At 62.7% G+C, this 17,254-nt stretch carries 16 protein-coding genes; 13 read left to right on the forward strand and 3 right to left on the reverse strand.

Features of this window, described 5'->3' with window-relative positions:
* The first annotated feature begins 21 nt into the window (after positions 1-21).
* Positions 22-942 carry a DMT family transporter gene (locus BLU32_RS19055; RefSeq protein WP_093809575.1) on the forward strand — a complete coding sequence of 307 codons (921 nt, stop codon included), beginning with the start codon at positions 22-24 and terminating at the stop codon, positions 940-942.
* Between the two features lie 12 nt (positions 943-954).
* Here the strand turns inward: BLU32_RS19055 and BLU32_RS19060 are convergent, their stop codons facing one another.
* From BLU32_RS19060 to BLU32_RS19070, 3 genes are all read right to left on the reverse strand, one after another.
* Positions 955-1,773 carry a lytic transglycosylase domain-containing protein gene (locus BLU32_RS19060; protein ID WP_093809577.1) on the reverse strand — a complete coding sequence of 273 codons (819 nt, stop codon included), beginning with the start codon at positions 1,771-1,773 and terminating at the stop codon, positions 955-957.
* A 108-nt stretch (positions 1,774-1,881) separates the two neighbouring features.
* A complete protein-coding gene (locus BLU32_RS19065) occupies positions 1,882-2,514 on the reverse strand; it encodes a TetR family transcriptional regulator C-terminal domain-containing protein (RefSeq protein ID WP_093809579.1) in 633 nt (210 codons plus the stop codon).
* On the reverse strand, positions 2,511-3,194 hold the full coding sequence (locus BLU32_RS19070; RefSeq protein ID WP_093809581.1) for a TetR/AcrR family transcriptional regulator: 684 nt from the start codon (positions 3,192-3,194) through the stop codon (positions 2,511-2,513). The genes BLU32_RS19065 and BLU32_RS19070 overlap by 4 nt, the downstream gene beginning before the upstream one ends.
* 401 nt (positions 3,195-3,595) lie before the next feature.
* On the opposite strand from BLU32_RS19070, the gene BLU32_RS19075 reads away from it, so the two are divergent.
* From BLU32_RS19075 to BLU32_RS19130, 12 genes are all read left to right on the forward strand, one after another.
* On the forward strand, positions 3,596-4,921 hold the full coding sequence (locus BLU32_RS19075) for an aspartate aminotransferase family protein (protein ID WP_093809583.1): 1,326 nt from the start codon (positions 3,596-3,598) through the stop codon (positions 4,919-4,921).
* 107 nt (positions 4,922-5,028) lie between these two features.
* Positions 5,029-6,525, forward strand: a complete 1,497-nt coding sequence (locus tag BLU32_RS19080) for a CoA-acylating methylmalonate-semialdehyde dehydrogenase (RefSeq protein WP_093811340.1) — start codon at positions 5,029-5,031, stop codon at positions 6,523-6,525.
* An 8-nt stretch (positions 6,526-6,533) separates the two neighbouring features.
* The gene (locus tag BLU32_RS19085) at positions 6,534-6,824 is read left to right on the forward strand and encodes a cupin domain-containing protein (protein WP_093809585.1); all 291 of its coding nucleotides are present in this window, start codon (positions 6,534-6,536) and stop codon (positions 6,822-6,824) included.
* Between the two features lie 10 nt (positions 6,825-6,834).
* Positions 6,835-8,091 (forward strand): Zn-dependent hydrolase, encoded by a 1,257-nt coding sequence (locus BLU32_RS19090; protein ID WP_093809587.1) that lies wholly within the window; start codon positions 6,835-6,837, stop codon positions 8,089-8,091.
* A 97-nt stretch (positions 8,092-8,188) separates the two neighbouring features.
* Entirely contained in the window at positions 8,189-9,646 is a 1,458-nt protein-coding gene (gene hydA, locus BLU32_RS19095; RefSeq protein ID WP_093809589.1) for a dihydropyrimidinase, read from the forward strand.
* Between the two features lie 94 nt (positions 9,647-9,740).
* Complete coding sequence (locus BLU32_RS19100; protein WP_093809591.1) at positions 9,741-10,547, forward strand: ABC transporter ATP-binding protein; 807 nt, start codon at positions 9,741-9,743, stop codon at positions 10,545-10,547.
* Positions 10,540-11,097, forward strand: a complete 558-nt coding sequence (locus BLU32_RS19105; protein ID WP_172838595.1) for a hypothetical protein — start codon at positions 10,540-10,542, stop codon at positions 11,095-11,097. The genes BLU32_RS19100 and BLU32_RS19105 overlap by 8 nt, the downstream gene beginning before the upstream one ends.
* Positions 11,094-11,711 carry a hypothetical protein gene (locus BLU32_RS19110; protein WP_093809595.1) on the forward strand — a complete coding sequence of 206 codons (618 nt, stop codon included), beginning with the start codon at positions 11,094-11,096 and terminating at the stop codon, positions 11,709-11,711. Before BLU32_RS19105 ends, BLU32_RS19110 begins: the two co-directional genes overlap by 4 nt.
* A 100-nt stretch (positions 11,712-11,811) precedes the next feature.
* On the forward strand, positions 11,812-12,732 hold the full coding sequence (locus BLU32_RS19115) for an ABC transporter permease (RefSeq protein ID WP_093809597.1): 921 nt from the start codon (positions 11,812-11,814) through the stop codon (positions 12,730-12,732).
* Positions 12,729-13,886: an ABC transporter permease gene (locus tag BLU32_RS19120; RefSeq protein ID WP_093809599.1), complete on the forward strand. Its 1,158-nt coding sequence runs from the start codon at positions 12,729-12,731 to the stop codon at positions 13,884-13,886. The genes BLU32_RS19115 and BLU32_RS19120 overlap by 4 nt, the downstream gene beginning before the upstream one ends.
* A 34-nt stretch (positions 13,887-13,920) precedes the next feature.
* On the forward strand, positions 13,921-14,898 hold the full coding sequence (locus BLU32_RS19125) for an ABC transporter substrate-binding protein (RefSeq protein ID WP_093809601.1): 978 nt from the start codon (positions 13,921-13,923) through the stop codon (positions 14,896-14,898).
* A 223-nt stretch (positions 14,899-15,121) separates the two neighbouring features.
* The gene (locus BLU32_RS19130; protein ID WP_093809603.1) at positions 15,122-17,224 is read left to right on the forward strand and encodes a methyl-accepting chemotaxis protein; all 2,103 of its coding nucleotides are present in this window, start codon (positions 15,122-15,124) and stop codon (positions 17,222-17,224) included.
* Positions 17,225-17,254 lie beyond the last annotated feature (30 nt).

A 17,254-nucleotide genomic window follows, 5' to 3' on the forward strand; every position in this document is an offset into this window, starting at 1 on the left:
ACACGCTGGGCGGAGATCGCGATGAGCGTCTCCGCCGAAAACGCGAGACCGGAAACCGGAACCGGGCGCGCCCATCTGGCGATGCTCGGTTTCGTTTTTCTCGTCTCCACGTCCTTTCCGGTCGGCCATGCCATTACCGGGGATCTCGCGCCGGCGGTGCTTACGGCCCTGCGGTTTTGCCTGGCGGCCACGATCTTCGCCGGCATCGCGACCTTCAAGGGCCTGTGGCAACGGCCGAAACTGTCCCGCTTCCCGGTCTATATTCTCATTGCGATCGTGCTGAATATCTTCTTCGTGACGATGTTCGAGGCGCTGCGCTACACCAGCGCGCTCAATGCGGGCGCGGTCTTCACCCTTCTGCCCGCGTTCACGGCAATCGCCGGGTTCCTGTTGCTGCGGCAAAAGTCCTCGCGACGCCAGATCGCCTGTCTTGCAATCGGCGCTGCGGGTGCCCTTCTGGTTCTTTATGGCGCGGATCTCGACCGTCTCCTGCGCTTCGAGATCGGGACCGGTGAGACGATCTTCCTCGTCGGCGTGATCTCCTACGCTTTCTATTCGCCGCTGATGCGCTTGCTCAATCGCGGCGAGCCGCTGGAGGTGTTCAACTTCTGGATCCTGACCTGTGGCGCGGTCATGCTGCTTGCCTATGGTCATGAGGACCTTGGGCGCACGGTCTGGTCCGATGTGCCGTCGCTGGCGTTCGTCGGCGTCGCCTATCTTGCGATTTTCCCGACCGCGTCGAGCTTCTTTTTCGCGACCTACGCCAGCCTGCGCCTGCCGTCGGGACCGGTAATGGCCTATACCTATCTTCTGCCGTCCTTCGTGCTGTTCGAGACGCTGGCGCTGGGCGCGCCCTGGCCAGGTCTCTGGACGCTCGCAGGCGTTGCGGTGACTTCGGTTGCGACGCTGGCCCTGCAGCGCGACACCCGTCGAACAGGGTGATGCGCCGGGCTGCTACTTCTTCAGCTGCGTGGCCATATAGGCGATGGTCTTGCGATAGACCTCCGCGCGGTTCCAGTCGCGCAAAACCCCGTAGTTGCCTGTTCCTGGCGACCAGTCGGCCCCCTTGCGCCAGCCGTGTCGCCTGAGAAAATTCGCCGTCGAGGCAAAGACATCCGGCTTGCTGCGGATCAGATTGGGGCGTCCGTCGCCGTCGAAATCGACCGCGTAGCGCTCGTAGCTCGAGGCCAGGAACTGGGTCTGGCCGATTTCTCCCGCCCATGCCCCCTTCATGTCGCGAATCCGCATCATGCCCCGGGCGGCAATCCGCAGCGCACTCATCAGCTCGTTCGTGAAGAATTTCGAACGTCGGCAATCATAGGCAAGCGTTGCGAGCGAGGAAAAGATCGGAATGTCGCCCATGAACCGGCCGAAACCCGATTCCAGCCCCCAGATCGAGACGATGATTTCCTTCGGCACACCGTATTTGCGCTCCACCCGGTCCAGCACGACCGCGTGCTGTCGCATCCGCTTGCGGCCGATGGCAATGGTGCTTGGGGGCGCGCGGCGGGCCAGGAACTGTTTGAAGCTCAGCTTGAAGGATTTCTGGTTCCGGTCGCGGCGGATGACCTTGCTGTTGTAGCGCAGCCCCCCAAGCGCGGCCTTCACCGTTCTGGATGAAACCCCCGAAGCTACCGCCTGTCGCTGGAAATCGGCAAGCCAGGCCGGGAAGCCTTGCGCTGTGTTGCCACAGGAGGCGGCGATGGCATCATTCGCGCCGAGCGAGAGACCAAGACACAAAACGCCGGCAACGAGTATCCGGGAAGCACGCATGGGTATCCTCGCAAGCTTGGCGCCCCGCCCGCCGGCGTGCGCGTTCAGGGTATGCGGCGCACGCGCGACGCAGCGTAATGAGCAAGGATACCTTGCGCTGAGTTGAGATCAAGCGCGCGGCAGGAGGCCTTCGAAGAGCAGCGCAGACAGGGTTTCCAGAGCCCCCTTGCGAAACCGGTCGTCGTCAATGCCGGACCCGGTCAGCGCCTCGATCTGCGGAGCGAAATCGGCGTAGTGCTGGGTGGTCGCCCAGATCAGGAAAATCAGGTGATAGGGGTCGACGTCTCGGATCTTCCCGGCCTTTGCCCAGTGGCGAAGCACTTCGGCCTTTTCCTCGACAAGTGCCTTGAGCGGTCCTTCCAGAACGTCGCGGATCATCGGAGCGCCCTGCATCACCTCGTTGGCGAAGAGCCGTGAGGCCTCCGGTTCGTTGGCGGAAAACCGAAGTTTCTGTTCGACATAGGCGGTGAGTTCGCGACGCGGATCGCCGTCGGGGTCGAGCGTGCGCAAGGGCGCCAGCCAGCGCTCCAGCAGGCCGGCGAGCACCGCCTTGTAGATCTCCGACTTGGAGCCGAAATAATACAGAAGGTTCGACTTGGACATGCCGGCATCGCTGGCGATCTGGTCGACGCGGGTGCCGCGGTATCCGAAGCGGGCGAAGGTTCCAAGCGCCGCTTCCAGAATGCGGGCCCGGTTTCTTTCCTGAATGCGGGTGCGGCGCGGCTGATCGTCCACGCTCATGCGTCCGCACGCGCGGGTTCGGCCGGTGGACTCGCGGAGACGGTGGCGGGCGGCATCGCGCCAATGCCTGCGAGGATGATGCCGATCACGGTTTTCTTTGCGTCTTCGAACTGGGAGTCGACCAGCGGCGCGCCGCCGTTCAGCGTATCGATCTGGTGGTTGAAGTCGGCGTAGTGCTGGGTCGTCGCCCAGATCATGTAAAGCAGATAGTGCGCATTGACCGGGGCAATCTTGCCCTCTGCCACCCATCGGTCGATGACGGCGGCGCGCGATGCGGTCCAGTCGCGCAAGGTGGTCTCCAGATAGTCCTGGATGACCGGTGCCTTGTGCAGGATCTCGTTGGCCCAGACCTTTGAGCCCATCGGATGGGCGCGCGAGATGTCCATCTTCGCCGAGATATAGGCGGTGAGCGCCTCTACGGGATCGTCGCTCTCGTCGAAGGTGTTGGCGGCATCGAGCCAGACATTGAAGATATGCTCGACCACGCGCCGGTAGAGCGCTTCCTTGGTCGGGAAGTAATAGTGCAGGTTTGCCTTGGGAATTCCGGCGCGGTCGGCGATCACGCCGGTGGTCGCGCCCCGGAAGCCGCGCTCGGCGAAGACCTCCTCGGCCGCCTTGAGGATCGCGCGCTCGTTCTCTTCGCGAACGGCGCTTTTTGGTGACTTTTCCCTGGCGCGCATTGTCCCTGATCGCCAATTTGGCACAACGGCCAAAAATTGATCTTGACCATGTGGTCAAGTCTTCCTAGGCTCGATTTGACCATTTGGTCAGGTTTTTCAGCCTGACGCAATGGATAACATGCGACGGACCGTTGGCACAAAACAACAAGACCGACGGCCGCGACCTTCCAGATTTCAGCCCTCGCGCTTTGGTGCGGGAGCTGCCTGTGCGGCGCGCAAGCTGTCATGCTGAGCAAGAACGCGACGCGCGGGAAGACGGGGAACGATGGGCGGTGCTAGGCTTGCGGCCGGTACCAAGCGGTTCTGCGCGCGAACTTTGACGCGCGCGCTGCCGCGAAGCCGATCGCATCACAGGCAACAGGGCGCCCGCCGGGACAAAAACGCGGGCGATCGGAGGACCCATGTCGCAGCCGGCGCTGACCAGCAACAATCTCGACGCTTTCTGGATGCCGTTTACGGCAAACCGCCAGTTCAAGAAGGATCCGCGCCTCTTCGTCAGCGCGGAGGGCATGTACTACAAGACCGCCGATGGCCGCCAGGTGCTGGACGGGACGGCAGGTCTTTGGTGCTGTAACGCCGGCCACGCACGGCCCAGGATCACCGAGGCGGTGCAGCGTCAGGTCGCCGAGCTCGACTACGCGCCCGCCTTCCAGATGGGCCATCCGCACGCTTTCGAGCTGGCCGCGCGTCTTTCCGCGCTGATGCCCTCGCCGCTCGACCATGTGTTCTTCACCAATTCCGGGTCGGAATCCGTCGAAACCGCGCTGAAGATGGCGATTGCCTATCATCGCGTTCGCGGCGAGGGGTCCCGGACCCGGCTGATCGGCCGCGAACGCGGCTATCACGGGGTCAATTTCGGCGGCATCTCCGTCGGCGGCATCGTCACCAACCGCAAGATGTTCGGCACGCTGCTTGGCGGCGTCGATCATATCCGCCACACTCACGACTTGGAGCGCAACGCCTTTTCGCGCGGCCAGCCGGACAGCGGTGCGGAATATGCCGAGGAACTTATCCGCCTGGTGCAACTGCACGACCCGTCCACCATTGCCGCCGTGATTGTCGAGCCGGTGGCCGGCTCGACCGGTGTTCTGGTTCCGCCGAAGGGATATCTGAAGCGCTTGCGCGAGATCTGCGACCAGCATGGCATCCTGTTGATCTTCGACGAGGTGATCACCGGCTTCGGACGGCTTGGCTCCCCCTTCGCGGTTGACCACTTCGGCGTGGTGCCGGATCTCGTGACGACCGCCAAGGGGATTACCAACGGCGTCATCCCGATGGGCGCGGTGTTTTGTTCAAGCGACGTGCATCAGGCCTTCATGACCGGGCCGGAGCATCTTATCGAGTTCTTCCACGGCTACACATATTCCGGTCATCCTGTGGCTTGCGCGGCGGCGCTCGGCACCCTCGACACTTACGAGGAAGAGGGGCTTTTAACCCGCGCTGCCGAGCTTGAGGATTATTGGGCCGACGCCCTGCATTCGCTCAAGGGCACGCGCCATGTCATCGACATCCGCAACATTGGCCTGATCGGGGCGATCGAGTTGGAGCCGATGGCGGGCGAGCCGACGAAGCGGGCTTTTTCCGCCTTCCTCAATGCCTATGAGGCGGGCTGCCTGATCCGCACCACCGGCGACATCATCGCGCTGTCGCCGCCGCTGATCATCGAGAAAAGCGAGATTGACCAACTGGTCGACACCATCCGCACCGTTCTGGAAGCTCTGGACTAGACGCCGGACCAAATGCCGCACCGGTCACCGGGGCGGCATGCGCACGCTCACACGAAACGATGGCAGGGCTCGACGATCGCTGCCCGGCCACGGACCTGGAACCGAACATGACACTCATTGAAAACGCCATCGGCGGCGTGCGCGCCGCCTCAAGCTCCACACGGACCGCAGCGATCTACAATCCCGCGACCGGCGAACAGACCGCGACCCTCAATCTTTCCACCGCGAAGGAGGTCGCACAGGCGATTGCCGCTGCGAAGGCAGCCTTCCCGGCCTGGCGCGACACGCCGCCCCTGAAGCGGGCCCGCATGATGTTCCGATTCAAGGAGCTTCTCTCCGCCCATGCCGGTGACATCGCCCGCGCGATTTCGGCCGAACACGGCAAGACCCATGACGATGCGCTCGGCGAAGTGGCGCGCGGCATCGAGGTCGTGGAATTTGCCTGCGGCATTCCGCATCTCCTGAAGGGCGATTTCGCCCGCAACGTCGGGCCCTCCATCGACAGCTATTCCGACCGCCAGTCGCTTGGCGTCGTCGCCGGCATCACGCCGTTCAACTTTCCCGGCATGGTGCCACTTTGGATGTACCCGATAGCCGTTGCCTGCGGAAACACCTTCATCCTCAAGCCCTCGGAGCGCGATCCCTCCGCCGTGATGGTGGTCTACGATCTGTTCCAGAAGGCAGGCTTTCCCGACGGCGTCCTCAACGTCGTTCACGGCGACAAGGAAGCGGTCGATGTGCTGCTGACGCATCCGGACGTGAAGGCCGTCTCCTTTGTCGGCTCCACGCCGATCGCCGAATATGTCTATTCCACCGGCACGGCGCATGGAAAGCGCGTCCAGGCGCTGGGCGGGGCGAAGAACCACATGGTGGTGATGCCCGATGCAGATATGGATCAGGCGGCCGACGCGCTGATGGGGGCGGGCTACGGCTCCGCCGGCGAGCGCTGCATGGCGATCTCGGTGGCTGTGCCGATCGGCGAGGAGACCGCCGACCGGTTGGTCGAAAAGCTCATTCCCCGCGTTCAGGCGCTGAAGATCGGCCCGGCGAGCGACAAGGACGCGGAAATGGGTCCGGTCGTCACCGAACAGCACATGCGCAAGGTGCTGGGCTACATCGACCAGGGCGAGAAGGAAGGCGCGGAGCTGCTGGTCGACGGGCGCGGCTTTACGCTTCAAGGCTACGAGAACGGCTATTTCGTGGGCGGCACCCTGTTCGATCGGGTGACGAAGGACATGACGATCTACAAGGAAGAGATCTTCGGTCCGGTGCTTTCGGTGGTACGTGCCAAGGGCTACGAGGAGGCGCTGTCGCTCATCAACGAGCATGAATACGGAAACGGCACGGCGATCTTCACCCGCGACGGCGATGCCGCGCGCGCCTTTGCCGACGGCATCGAGGTCGGCATGGTCGGCATCAACGTGCCGATCCCCGTGCCGGTCGCTTATTTTTCCTTCGGCGGCTGGAAGCGCTCGCTGTTCGGCGACCATTCGATTTACGGCGAGGAAGGCGTGCGCTTCAATACCCGACTGAAAACGGTCACGACGCGCTGGCCCGCCGGCATCAAGGACGGGGCGGTCTATACCTTCCCGAACATGGAGTGAAGATAGCTATGACCCGACCTGCCGCCACATCGCATGTGCTTGTCGACGATGAACGGGTGCGCGTCACCCGCTTCGACTTCGCCCCCGGCGCCGAAACCGGCTGGCACCGTCACGACATGGACTATGTCGTCACGCCCGTCACCGATTGCCACTTCCTGCTGGAGGAACCCGGGGGCGAAAGCCGGCGCGCGGACATGCCCGCCGGCGCGGCCTACCGACGCCCTGCCGGAGTGGAGCACAACGTCGTCAACGGCGGCGAAGCTCCCATGAGCTTCGTCGAAGTCGAACTCAAGCGTTAGGAGAGGCGTGATGAGCGCATCTGGAAAGAACATCCGCATCGACGGTGAACGGTTGTGGGACAGCCTGATGGAGATGGCGAAGATCGGTCCGGGTGTCGCCGGCGGCAACAACCGCCAGACGCTGACCGACGCCGATAACGAGGGCCGCAAGCTCTATCAGTCGTGGTGCGATGCGGCCGGAATGTCATCGGGCCTCGACACGATGGGCAACATGTTCGCCCGGCGTGAAGGCACGGACCCGGAGGCAAAGCCGGTCTATGTCGGATCCCACCTCGATACCCAGCCCACCGGCGGCAAATACGACGGCGTGCTTGGGGTGCTCGGCGGGCTGGAACTGATCCGCACGCTCAACGACCTCAACATCAAGACGAAGCGCCCGATTGTCGTGGTCAACTGGACCAACGAGGAAGGCACGCGTTTTGCGCCGGCGATGCTGTCATCCGGTGTCTTCGCCGGCATGCATGAGCAGGACTGGGCCTACGACCGGGTCGATGCGGAGGGCAAAAAGTTCGGCGACGAGCTGAAGCGGATCGGCTGGGTCGGCGATGAAGCGGTGGGATCGCGCAAGGACGAGATCCATGCGATGTTCGAATTGCACATCGAGCAAGGGCCGATCCTGGAGGCGGAAGGCAAGGACATCGGCGTCGTCACCCACGGCCAGGGCCTGTGGTGGCTGCAGGTGACGGTGACCGGCAAGGACAGTCACACCGGCTCCACGCCGATGCCGATGCGCAAGAACGCCGGTCTCGGCATGGCGCGCATGACCGAGCTGGTGCACGAGATCGCGATGAAGCACCAACCGCGCGCGGTCGGCGCCATCGGCCATTGCGACGTGCATCCCAACTCGCGCAACGTCATTCCCGGCAAGGTGGTCTTCACCATCGATTTCCGTTCGCCCGACCAGGACACGCTCGACGGCATGAAGGCGGAGTTCGAGGAAAAGGCCCCGAAGATTGCCGAGGAACTGGGTCTTTCGGTCGAGATCGAGCCGGTCGGGCATTTCGATCCGGTCACCTTCGACGAAAATTGCGTCACCGCGGTGCGCAATGCTGCGGAAAAGCTCGGATATTCCCATCGCGACATCATCTCCGGCGCCGGCCATGATGCCTGCTGGATCAACCGCGTTGCCCCGACATCGATGATCATGTGCCCCTGTGTCGACGGGTTGTCGCACAATGAGGCGGAAGAGATCTCGAGGGAATGGGCGACAGCCGGCGCCGACGTGCTCCTGCATGCGGCCTTGGAAGCGGCGGAGATCGTGGAGTGACCGACACACGGCGTGCCGATGTCGGCGCGCCGATCCTTACACAACCGGAAGGCCCGCAAAGAGGCCTCGCGGAAACCCGAACCAGAGGGATCAAGCCATGACCAGCAAAGTGATCAAGGGCGGCACGGTCGTCACCGCAGACCTCACCTATGAGGCCGACGTCAAGGTCGAGGGGGGCAAGATCGTCGAGATCGGGCCGAACCTCTCCGGCGACGAGACGCTGGATGCGACCGGCTGCTACGTCATGCCGGGCGGCATCGACCCGCATGTGCATCTGGAAATGCCCTTCATGGGCACCTATTCGACCGACAATTTCGATTCGGGCACCAAGGCGGCCCTTGCCGGCGGCACGTCGATGGTCGTCGACTTCTGCCTGCCCGCGCCGCAGCAGTCCCTGCTGGAAGCGATCCAGATGTGGGACAACAAGTCGACAATGGCCCATTGCGACTACTCCTTCCACATGGCGGTCACCTGGTGGAGCGAGCAGGTCTTCAACGAGATGGAAACCGTCGTTCACGAGAAGGGCATCAACACCTTCAAGCACTTCATGGCCTACAAGGGCGCGCTGATGATCGAGGACGACGAGATGTTCGCCTCCTTCCAGCGTTGCGCGGCACTCGGCGCGCTGCCGATGGTTCACGCCGAAAACGGCGATGTCGTCGCGGATCTTTCCGCGCGTCTTCTGGCGGAAGGCAACAACGGACCGGAGGCGCATGCCTATTCCCGTCCGCCGGAGGTCGAGGGTGAGGCCACCAACCGCGCGATCATGATCGCCGACATGGCCGGCGTTCCGCTTTATGTGGTGCACACCTCCTCGGAACAGGCGCATGAGGCGATCCGCCGGGCCAAGCAGAACGGCATCCGCTGCTACGGCGAGCCGCTGATCCAGCACCTGACGCTGGACGACAGCGAATACCGTCATCCGGACTGGGATCATGCGGCCCGCCGCGTGATGTCGCCGCCGTTCCGCGACAAGAAGCATCAGGACAGCCTCTGGGCCGGCCTGCAGGCGGGCACGCTGCAGGTTGTCGGCACCGATCACTGCGCCTTCTCCACCGAGCAGAAGCGCTATGGCCTTGGCGATTTCACCAAGATCCCGAACGGCACCGGCGGTCTGGAAGACCGCATGCCGATGCTGTGGACCCATGGCGTCGCCACTGGGCGGCTGACGATGAACGAATTTGTCGCGGTGACCTCGACCAACATCGCCAAGATCCTGAACATCTATCCGCGCAAGGGCGCGATCCTCGTCGGCGCCGATGCGGACATCGTTGTCTGGGATCCGGCGAAGGAAAAGACGATTCAAGCTGCCAACCAGGTCTCGGCAATCGACTACAACGTCTTCGAGGGCAAGCACGTGAAGGGCCTGCCGCGCTACACGCTGACGCGCGGGCGCGTCGGTTTCGAGGACGGCAAGGTGGTCGAAAAACAGGGCCACGGCCAGTTCGTCAAGCGCACGCCGTTCCAGGCGGTCAACAAGGCGCTGTCGACTTGGAAGGAGCTCACCGCGCCGCGCAAGGTGGAACGCACCGGCATTCCGGCGACCGGCGTTTGATCGAAGCGGCGGCCTTCCTGACGGGAGGCCGCCGTTTTCGCGATCTTCGACACGTTAGCCCCAACGGGCCCCGAACGAGGGATAGGCGACCAACATGCAACCTCAGCCAGCGGAAGAGACGGTCCGCTCCGTCATCGACATCGCCAAGCTTTCCCTGACCTTCGAGACCAACGACGGTCCCGTCCATGCGCTGTCCGACATCGAACTGGAGATCGGCGAGGGCGAATTCGTCTCCTTCATCGGCCCGTCGGGCTGCGGCAAGACCACGCTCCTGCGTGTCATCGCCGATCTGGAGCAGCCGACCGGCGGATCGATCTCGGTCAACGGCATGACGCCGGACGAGGCGCGGCTGAAGCGTGCCTATGGCTACGTGTTTCAGGCCGCCGCCCTTTATCCCTGGCGCACCATCGCCGACAACATCGCCCTGCCGCTGGAGATCATGGGCATGGGAAAGGCGGAACGCAGCGAGCGCATCGCCAAAAATATGGAGCTGGTCAATCTCGCCGGGTTCGAGCGCAAGTATCCCTGGCAGCTTTCCGGCGGCATGCAGCAGCGCGCCTCCATCGCCCGCGCGCTCTCCTTCGATCCCGACCTTCTGTTGATGGACGAGCCCTTCGGTGCGCTCGACGAGATCGTCCGCGATCACCTGAACGAACAGCTCCTGAAGCTCTGGGACAAGACCAACAAGACGGTGGTCTTTGTCACCCACTCGATTCCCGAAGCCGTGTTCCTGTCGACCAAGATCGTGGTCCTGTGTCCCAGGCCCGGCCGCATCTACGACGTGATCGAAAGCGACCTTCCGCGCGACCGCACGCTCGACATTCGCGAATCGCCGGAGTTCCTCAAGATCGCGCACCGCGTGCGCGAGGGCCTCAGGGCAGGGCATTCCTATGATGACTGAGGCCATGCGGTTCGGGATCGGCTGGCGGGCGACGGAGCTGGCGCGGACGCGCGACGGCGAGGTCGACCGCTTCACCATCGCCTCGCGGCAAAAACCGCTCGCCACCGTGTTGGCGGGCATCCCTGTCGTCTTCCTTGCCGTCGCGACGGCGGCCTATGCCGCGTCGCATCTCGATATCGTGACGCTCGCGATGGCCGGCCTGCTTGGCTACATGCTCTACGAGATCGCGCGTGCGAATTTCGGAACGGTTTTGCTGCAGGTCCGGGTATCCGACGTCGAGGCGACCTCGATGCTGGTTGTCCCGGGCCTTGGTGCCGTGCCGCTCGGCCCGACGCGACGGTTTCCGTTTGTGAAGCTGTCGGCCGTGTCGATGGGGCAGACGGAATACGGCAAGGCCAAGACCAAGCCGGTCGACTGGCCGGGCTACGGTCTCGACGTCAAGACCGTCGACGGCGAGTCCCGGAGACTGGTGTCCGGCGTCACGCTGGAGCAGGCGGAATCCTTGCGCGCCGCGATCCTTGCGCGGCTGGAACGGGAGGCGGGCGGGTGATTGCAGCCACCTCTACTTCCCCCAACGGTATATCGCAGGCAGACGGACAAACGCAGAGGCTCGGCCGGCTGTGGATCTATTCCGACGGGATCGGCACGCTGATCGAGATCCCTTCCCGGCGCCTTGCGCCGGTTGTCGTCTTTTTGGCAATCTGGCTTGTTGGTTGGTCTTTTGCCGGGTTCATATCCGTATCCGCCTTTTTCGGCAGCTTCGGAGGACCGGCGGTCTTCACTGTTTTCATCGGCGTTTGGTGTTCGGTCTGGGCCGGGGGATGGGTTGCGACCGCGGCGTCCTTGCTCTGGATGCTGGTCGGGCGTGAGATCGCGATCCTGCGCGACGGTGTTCTCACCAAACGTCTTGTCCTGCCGTGGGTCGGTCTAAGCCGTTCCTACAGCGCGGAGTTCATTCGCGACCTTCGTCTCAACACGATGACCGGCGACCCTCAGATCTCGCAGGAGGAAGGCGTGGGTCTTCCGCTGGGGCAATACGGTGCCGTGGCGTTCGATCACGATGGCGAGACTGTGTATCTCGGCGCGGCGCTCGGCCCGATGGCGGCCGATGCGCTCCTTGAGGCGATTGAGGCCTGGCTTCAGCAGGAGACGCGCGACGCATGACACACACTCCTGCACCTGCCGGCCCTTCGTGCATCGATATCCGCTCGTCTACAAAAGACCGGGCGACGGCACGGTTCCATCACCTGGAAACGGAGACATCATGAGTTCGACAACGATTGCCGAACCGGTCCGCTCGCCCTTTGCCGGCCTGATGTCGGGCACAGCAGGCCCGGTCCTGGTCGTGGTCGCCGCGTTGCTGGCGGTCTGGTATCTCGCCGCCGTTCTGCTCAACACGCCGTTCCAGCGCGATATCTACAAGCGCGGCGGACTGGAGGATGTTTCCATCGTCCAGCTCGTCACCGACACGCTGGCGCAGGACCGTCCCGTGCTGCCGTCGCCGCATCAGGTGGCGGTGGAGATCTGGGAGACAACGGCGGAGAAGAAGATCACTTCCAAGCGCAGCCTCGTCTATCACAGCTCGATCACGCTCTCTTCCACGTTGCTCGGCTTCCTGATGGGCACGGCACTCGGCATTCTGCTCGCCATCGGGATCGTGCACAGCCGCGTGCTCGACAAGAGCCTGATGCCCTGGGTGATCACCTCGCAAACGATCCCGATCCTTGCCATCGCGCCGATGATCATCGTAGTGCTGAACGCCATCGGCATTTCCGGGCTTTTGCCCAAGGCGCTGATCTCGACCTATCTGTCGTTCTTCCCGGTCACCGTCGGCATGGTGAAGGGATTGCGGTCTCCCGAGATCATCCAGCTCGACCTGATGAAAACCTATTCGGCCAGCGCGTCCCAAACGCTGTGGAAGCTGCGGCTGCCCTCCGCCGCTCCCTACCTCTTCGCCTCCATGAAGGTCGGCGTCGCGGCAAGCCTGGTCGGCGCCATCGTTGGTGAATTGCCCACAGGTGCGGTCGCCGGTCTCGGCGCCCGTCTGCTGGCCGGCTCCTACTACGGCCAGACCGTTCAGATCTGGTCGGCGCTCATCGTCGCGGCGATCCTCGCGGCAGCGCTGGTGTCGCTCATTGGTCTTGGCGAGCGGATTGTTCTCAAGCGGATGGGGATGGCGCAATGACCTCTGCCGTACAAAGCGCTCCTGCCAAGAGCCCCGTTGCCAGGATCCTGTCGACCGGCGCGCTCGTTCTTGCGGTGGTCGCCATCCTGCTTCCGGTGATCGACAGCGAAAGCCTGTCCCTTCACCTGATCGGCACGCCATCCGTCGCAGTGGCGGTCGGTGCCGCGCTGGTGCTTCTCGTCGCCTATCGGTTTTCCGGTGTCGGGCGTGTCTATGCCTGCCTCGGTCTGGGTGGGGTCTCCTATGCGCTTGCGTTTGCGCTGATCGGTCTTGTCTCCCGGCATGCGGGCGATGCCGGGGCGGGGTTTTGGGCCTATGTGGTCGTCGCCTGGGCAATGGCCTGGCTTTGCGTGGAGGAGATGGCAGCGCTGGAGCCGCGCGATCCAACGATCCAGCGGCTTGTGTCGCTGGCGATCCCGCTGATGTTTGGCATCTGGCTGTTGCTCGTGTGGCAGCTGCTGGTGGTCGGCTTTGGCGTGCCGCGCGTGCTGCTTCCCCCGCCTTCGGAGGTCTGGCTGCGCTTGTTGGCGTCGCCGGAGGTGTTGTGGAAGGATTTCCAGCAAACGTTCCTGAAAGGCGTGCTGATCGGCTACACCATCGGCTGCGGATCCGGGTTCCTGGTTGCCATTCTGGTCGACCGTGTGCCGTTTCTGCGCCGCGGGCTGCTTCCCATTGGCAATCTCGTGTCGGCGCTGCCGATTATCGGGGTGGCTCCGATCATGGTGATGTGGTTCGGTTTCGACTGGCCGTCCAAGGCGGCGGTGGTCATCATCATGACGTTCTTTCCGATGCTGGTGAACACGGTGACGGGCCTTGCCGCCGCCGACCGGATCCAGCACGATCTGATGCACACATATGCGGCAGACTACCGTCAAACGCTGGTCAAGATGCGGTTGCCGATGGCCATGCCCTTCATCTTCAATGCCTTGAAAATCAACTCGACGCTTGCGCTCATCGGGGCCATTGTTGCTGAATTCTTTGGCACGCCGACCGTCGGCATGGGATTCCGTATTTCCACCGAGGTCGGGCGCATGAACATCGATATGGTCTGGGCGTCGATTGCCGTTGCGGCGCTCGCCGGATCACTTTTCTACGGCTTGGTGGCGCTCGTCGAGCGGGTCGTCACCTTCTGGCATCCGTCAGTCCGGGGATAACGGACGGCGGGGCCGAAATCAGAGGGAGTAGGATATGAGAAAGACTTTGCTAGCCGCGGCCGCGATGGCCCTGGTCCTCGGGCCGGCTCAGGCGGCCGACGAGGTCACGCTGCAGTTGAAGTGGGTCACGCAGGGCCAGTTCGCTGGCTATTATGTGGCGCAGGACAAGGGCTTCTACGAGGAAGAAGACCTCGATGTCACGATCAAGCCGGGCGGTCCGGATATCGCTCCGCCGCAGGTGATTGCCGGTGGTGGCGCCGATGTCGTCGTCGACTGGATGCCGTCGGCGCTCGCCAGCCGCGAGCGCGGCGTGCCGCTCGTCAACATCGCCCAGCCGTTCAGCCGCTCTGGCATGATGCTGACCTGCCTCAAGGAAACCGGTGTTACCAAGCCGGAGGATTTCCGCGGCCGCACCCTCGGTGTCTGGTTCTTTGGCAACGAGTATCCGTTCCTGTCGTGGATGAGCCAGCTTGGTATCCCCACCGATGGCAGCGACGACGGTGTGACCGTTCTCAAGCAGGGCTTCAACGTCGATCCCCTGCTGCAGAAGCAGGCCGACTGCATTTCCACGATGACCTACAACGAGTACTGGCAGGTGATCGATGCCGGCATTCCAGAGTCCGAACTGGTTGTCTTCAAGTATGAGGAACAGGGTGTCGCGACGCTGGAGGATGGTCTCTATGTGCTTGAGGAAAATCTCGAGGATCCGGCCTTTGTCGACAAGATGGCCCGCTTCGTGCGCGCCTCGATGAAGGGCTGGGCGTATGCCCGCGAGAACCCCGACGAGGCGGCCGATATCGTTCTGGAAAACGATGCGACCGGAGCTCAGACCGAAAAGCACCAGAAGCGCATGGTCCGCGAGATCAACAAGCTGACGGAAGGCTCCGACGGCGTGCTTGATCTGGAAGCCTATCAGCGCACGGTCATGACGTTGCTCAGCGGCGGGTCGGACCCGGTGATCACCAAGGAGCCGGAAGGCGCCACGACGACGGTGGTGACCGACAAGATGTAATTGATACCAGCGCCGCACGAGGCTGCAGGGCGCGGCACACAGCTGCGCCCTGCATTTTAAAATAATTACAATCTTGAGTAATAAAATTTGCTTGAATTACGACATTCGGTTCATTCGGCGCGACATGCTGAGGCTTGTTTATACTCTGTTATAATGAATCATGGTGATTTCCGATCAGATACATCCGGTGCGATGTACTCAACCTTCTGAGCGGATTACAACCATGTGGAAAAGTGCGTCGATCACGGCAAAGCTCGTGCTCACCAGCAGTCTTGTCTTGTTTTCTACACTCGTCGTCGGGATATCCGTGATTGCTTGGCAATCGTCCCGCATTGCCAAGGATATTGCGATCGGCGAGGCGCGGGCAATCGGCGAACGCGAAGCGCAGTCAATTCGCCGACAGCTTGAATCCGCCCTAACGACAACACGCGGCCTTGCGGCGACCTTCACCGCCTTGAAAGAGACCGGCGTGGTCGATCGTGACGCCTGGACGGCGGTTCTCGACCGGACCATACGCGGTGACGGCACGCTCTCCGGCGTCTGGGGCGGTGTGATCACCGACGATCTCGACGGTCGCAATGCCGAGTTCTCCAATGCGAGTGACTGGTACGACGAGACAGGTCAGTGGCGTCCGTACATCTTTCGCAATCCCGACGGATCCTTCAAACACCGCCCGACCGGTGCAATCACCGATGCGCCGGACAAGGAGTGGTTCAACCACACCTACCGAACAGGCGAGAATTTCGCGACCGAGCCCTATACTTGGCCCGTCGGGGATGAAGTTGCGATCGGGATATCCATGTCAGCGCCGATCATGCTCGGATCGAAAGTCATGGGTGTTGCCGGCATCGACGTTTTCGCCACCGGCTTCTCCGAACAACTTGCGCGCATCAAGCCGCTCGGCTCCGGGTCCATTTCGCTTGTATCCCAGAATGGGGTCTGGATTGCGCACTCAGACACGTCGCTGATCGGCAAACCCTTCTCCCAAGCGTTCGAACCTGGCGCAGCAGAACAGGTACGCGCAGCGGAAGTGGCAATTCGTGAGGCTCGATCTCTCGACTACACTGGCTATTCTGCGGCTCTCGACGAGGATATGTACCGGATGATCATTCCGGCCGAGATCGCAGGGACGAACCAGACGTGGTCGGTTCTGGTCAGCGTCCCGATGTCCAGCCTGCAGGTTGCCTCCAACACCATCGTGGCGTGGGTCGTTGGTGTTGGACTGGTGTTGATGGTTGGGGTCGCACTCGCGCTTTTGGTTGTGGGGCAAAGGGTGATCCGCCGTCCGGTGGAACGTACCCTGGGCCACATCCAGGCATTGATCGACGGGGATTACCGGATCGACATTGATACCGCCAGCCGCAACGACGAGATCGGACGTATCGGCAAGGCACTTGAGGTCTTTCGCGAAAAGTCGGCGCAGGCCGAGGCGCTTTCAAACGAGCAGGAACATGAGCAGGCGCGACGTATCGAGCGGGCGGAGACGGTCGCTCGGCTGACGTCCGAATTTGATTTCTCGGCAGCCCGCCTCCTTCAGTCGGTTGCCTCTTCCGTCGCAAATCTCAACGGCGCCGCCAGTGAATTGACCGGCGCAGCGGAGAACACAAGCGTGCAAAGCACGGCGGTCGCAGCCGCTTCGGAGGAAGCGTCATCGAACGTCGGAACGGTCGCTGCTGCAGCCGAGGAGCTCTCGGCATCGGTCGCCGAGATCTCTCGACAGGTACGCAACTCCGCCGAAATCGCGGCAAGTGCCGTATCTCAAGCGCTGCAGACCAACACGAAGATCGAGGGCCTCTCGGTCGCGGCCAATCGAATTGGGGAAGTGGTCAAGCTCATCAACGACATTGCCGAGCAGACCAACCTGCTTGCGTTGAACGCGACCATTGAGGCGGCCCGTGCCGGTGAGGCTGGAAAAGGGTTCGCGGTGGTTGCCGCAGAGGTGAAGGAACTCGCCACCCAGACCTCCAAGGCGACGGACGAAATCGTCTCCCAGATTCAGCAGGTACAGACGGAGACCAGCGGCGCCGTCGACGCGATCCGGGAAATTTCCAGAACGATTGAGCAAATCAATCAGATTTCCGGCGATATTGCCGCCAGCGTCGGCCAGCAGGGAGAGGCGACCACCGAGATCGCAATGAACGTTCAGGAAGCGACCGCCGGAACCCAGGATGTTTCCCGCAACATCGCGGGCGTATCCGAAGCGGCGAAGCTTACGGGCTCGGTTGCGCTTCGCATCAGGAATGACGCGAAGACACTTCAGCAGGAAGAGGAACAATTGCGCCGCAATGTCGAATCGTTCCTGTCGGGCATCCGGCAGGCCGGCTAAACGCCCGGACGGCGGGTGGGCTTGCTTTCG

The sequence above is a fragment of the Stappia sp. ES.058 genome (assembly GCF_900105595.1).
Classification (GTDB): Bacteria; Pseudomonadota; Alphaproteobacteria; order Rhizobiales; family Stappiaceae; genus Stappia.

Bases quoted from the DNA above. Each gene is read 5' to 3' on its own strand.
- BLU32_RS19075 (WP_093809583.1), top strand. From the start codon at position 3,596: ATGTCGCAGCCGGCGCTGACCAGCAACAATCTCGACGCTTTCTGGATG.
- hydA (WP_093809589.1), top strand. From the start codon at position 8,189: ATGACCAGCAAAGTGATCAAGGGCGGCACGGTCGTCACCGCAGACCTC.
- BLU32_RS19060 (WP_093809577.1), bottom strand. From the start codon at position 1,773: ATGCGTGCTTCCCGGATACTCGTTGCCGGCGTTTTGTGTCTTGGTCTC.
- BLU32_RS19130 (WP_093809603.1), top strand. From the start codon at position 15,122: ATGTGGAAAAGTGCGTCGATCACGGCAAAGCTCGTGCTCACCAGCAGT.
- BLU32_RS19070 (WP_093809581.1), bottom strand. From the start codon at position 3,194: ATGCGCGCCAGGGAAAAGTCACCAAAAAGCGCCGTTCGCGAAGAGAAC.
- BLU32_RS19105 (WP_172838595.1), top strand. From the start codon at position 10,540: ATGACTGAGGCCATGCGGTTCGGGATCGGCTGGCGGGCGACGGAGCTG.
- BLU32_RS19115 (WP_093809597.1), top strand. From the start codon at position 11,812: ATGAGTTCGACAACGATTGCCGAACCGGTCCGCTCGCCCTTTGCCGGC.
- BLU32_RS19080 (WP_093811340.1), top strand. From the start codon at position 5,029: ATGACACTCATTGAAAACGCCATCGGCGGCGTGCGCGCCGCCTCAAGC.
- BLU32_RS19125 (WP_093809601.1), top strand. From the start codon at position 13,921: ATGAGAAAGACTTTGCTAGCCGCGGCCGCGATGGCCCTGGTCCTCGGG.
- BLU32_RS19100 (WP_093809591.1), top strand. From the start codon at position 9,741: ATGCAACCTCAGCCAGCGGAAGAGACGGTCCGCTCCGTCATCGACATC.
- BLU32_RS19085 (WP_093809585.1), top strand. From the start codon at position 6,534: ATGACCCGACCTGCCGCCACATCGCATGTGCTTGTCGACGATGAACGG.
- BLU32_RS19120 (WP_093809599.1), top strand. From the start codon at position 12,729: ATGACCTCTGCCGTACAAAGCGCTCCTGCCAAGAGCCCCGTTGCCAGG.
- BLU32_RS19065 (WP_093809579.1), bottom strand. From the start codon at position 2,514: ATGAGCGTGGACGATCAGCCGCGCCGCACCCGCATTCAGGAAAGAAAC.
- BLU32_RS19055 (WP_093809575.1), top strand. From the start codon at position 22: ATGAGCGTCTCCGCCGAAAACGCGAGACCGGAAACCGGAACCGGGCGC.
- BLU32_RS19090 (WP_093809587.1), top strand. From the start codon at position 6,835: ATGAGCGCATCTGGAAAGAACATCCGCATCGACGGTGAACGGTTGTGG.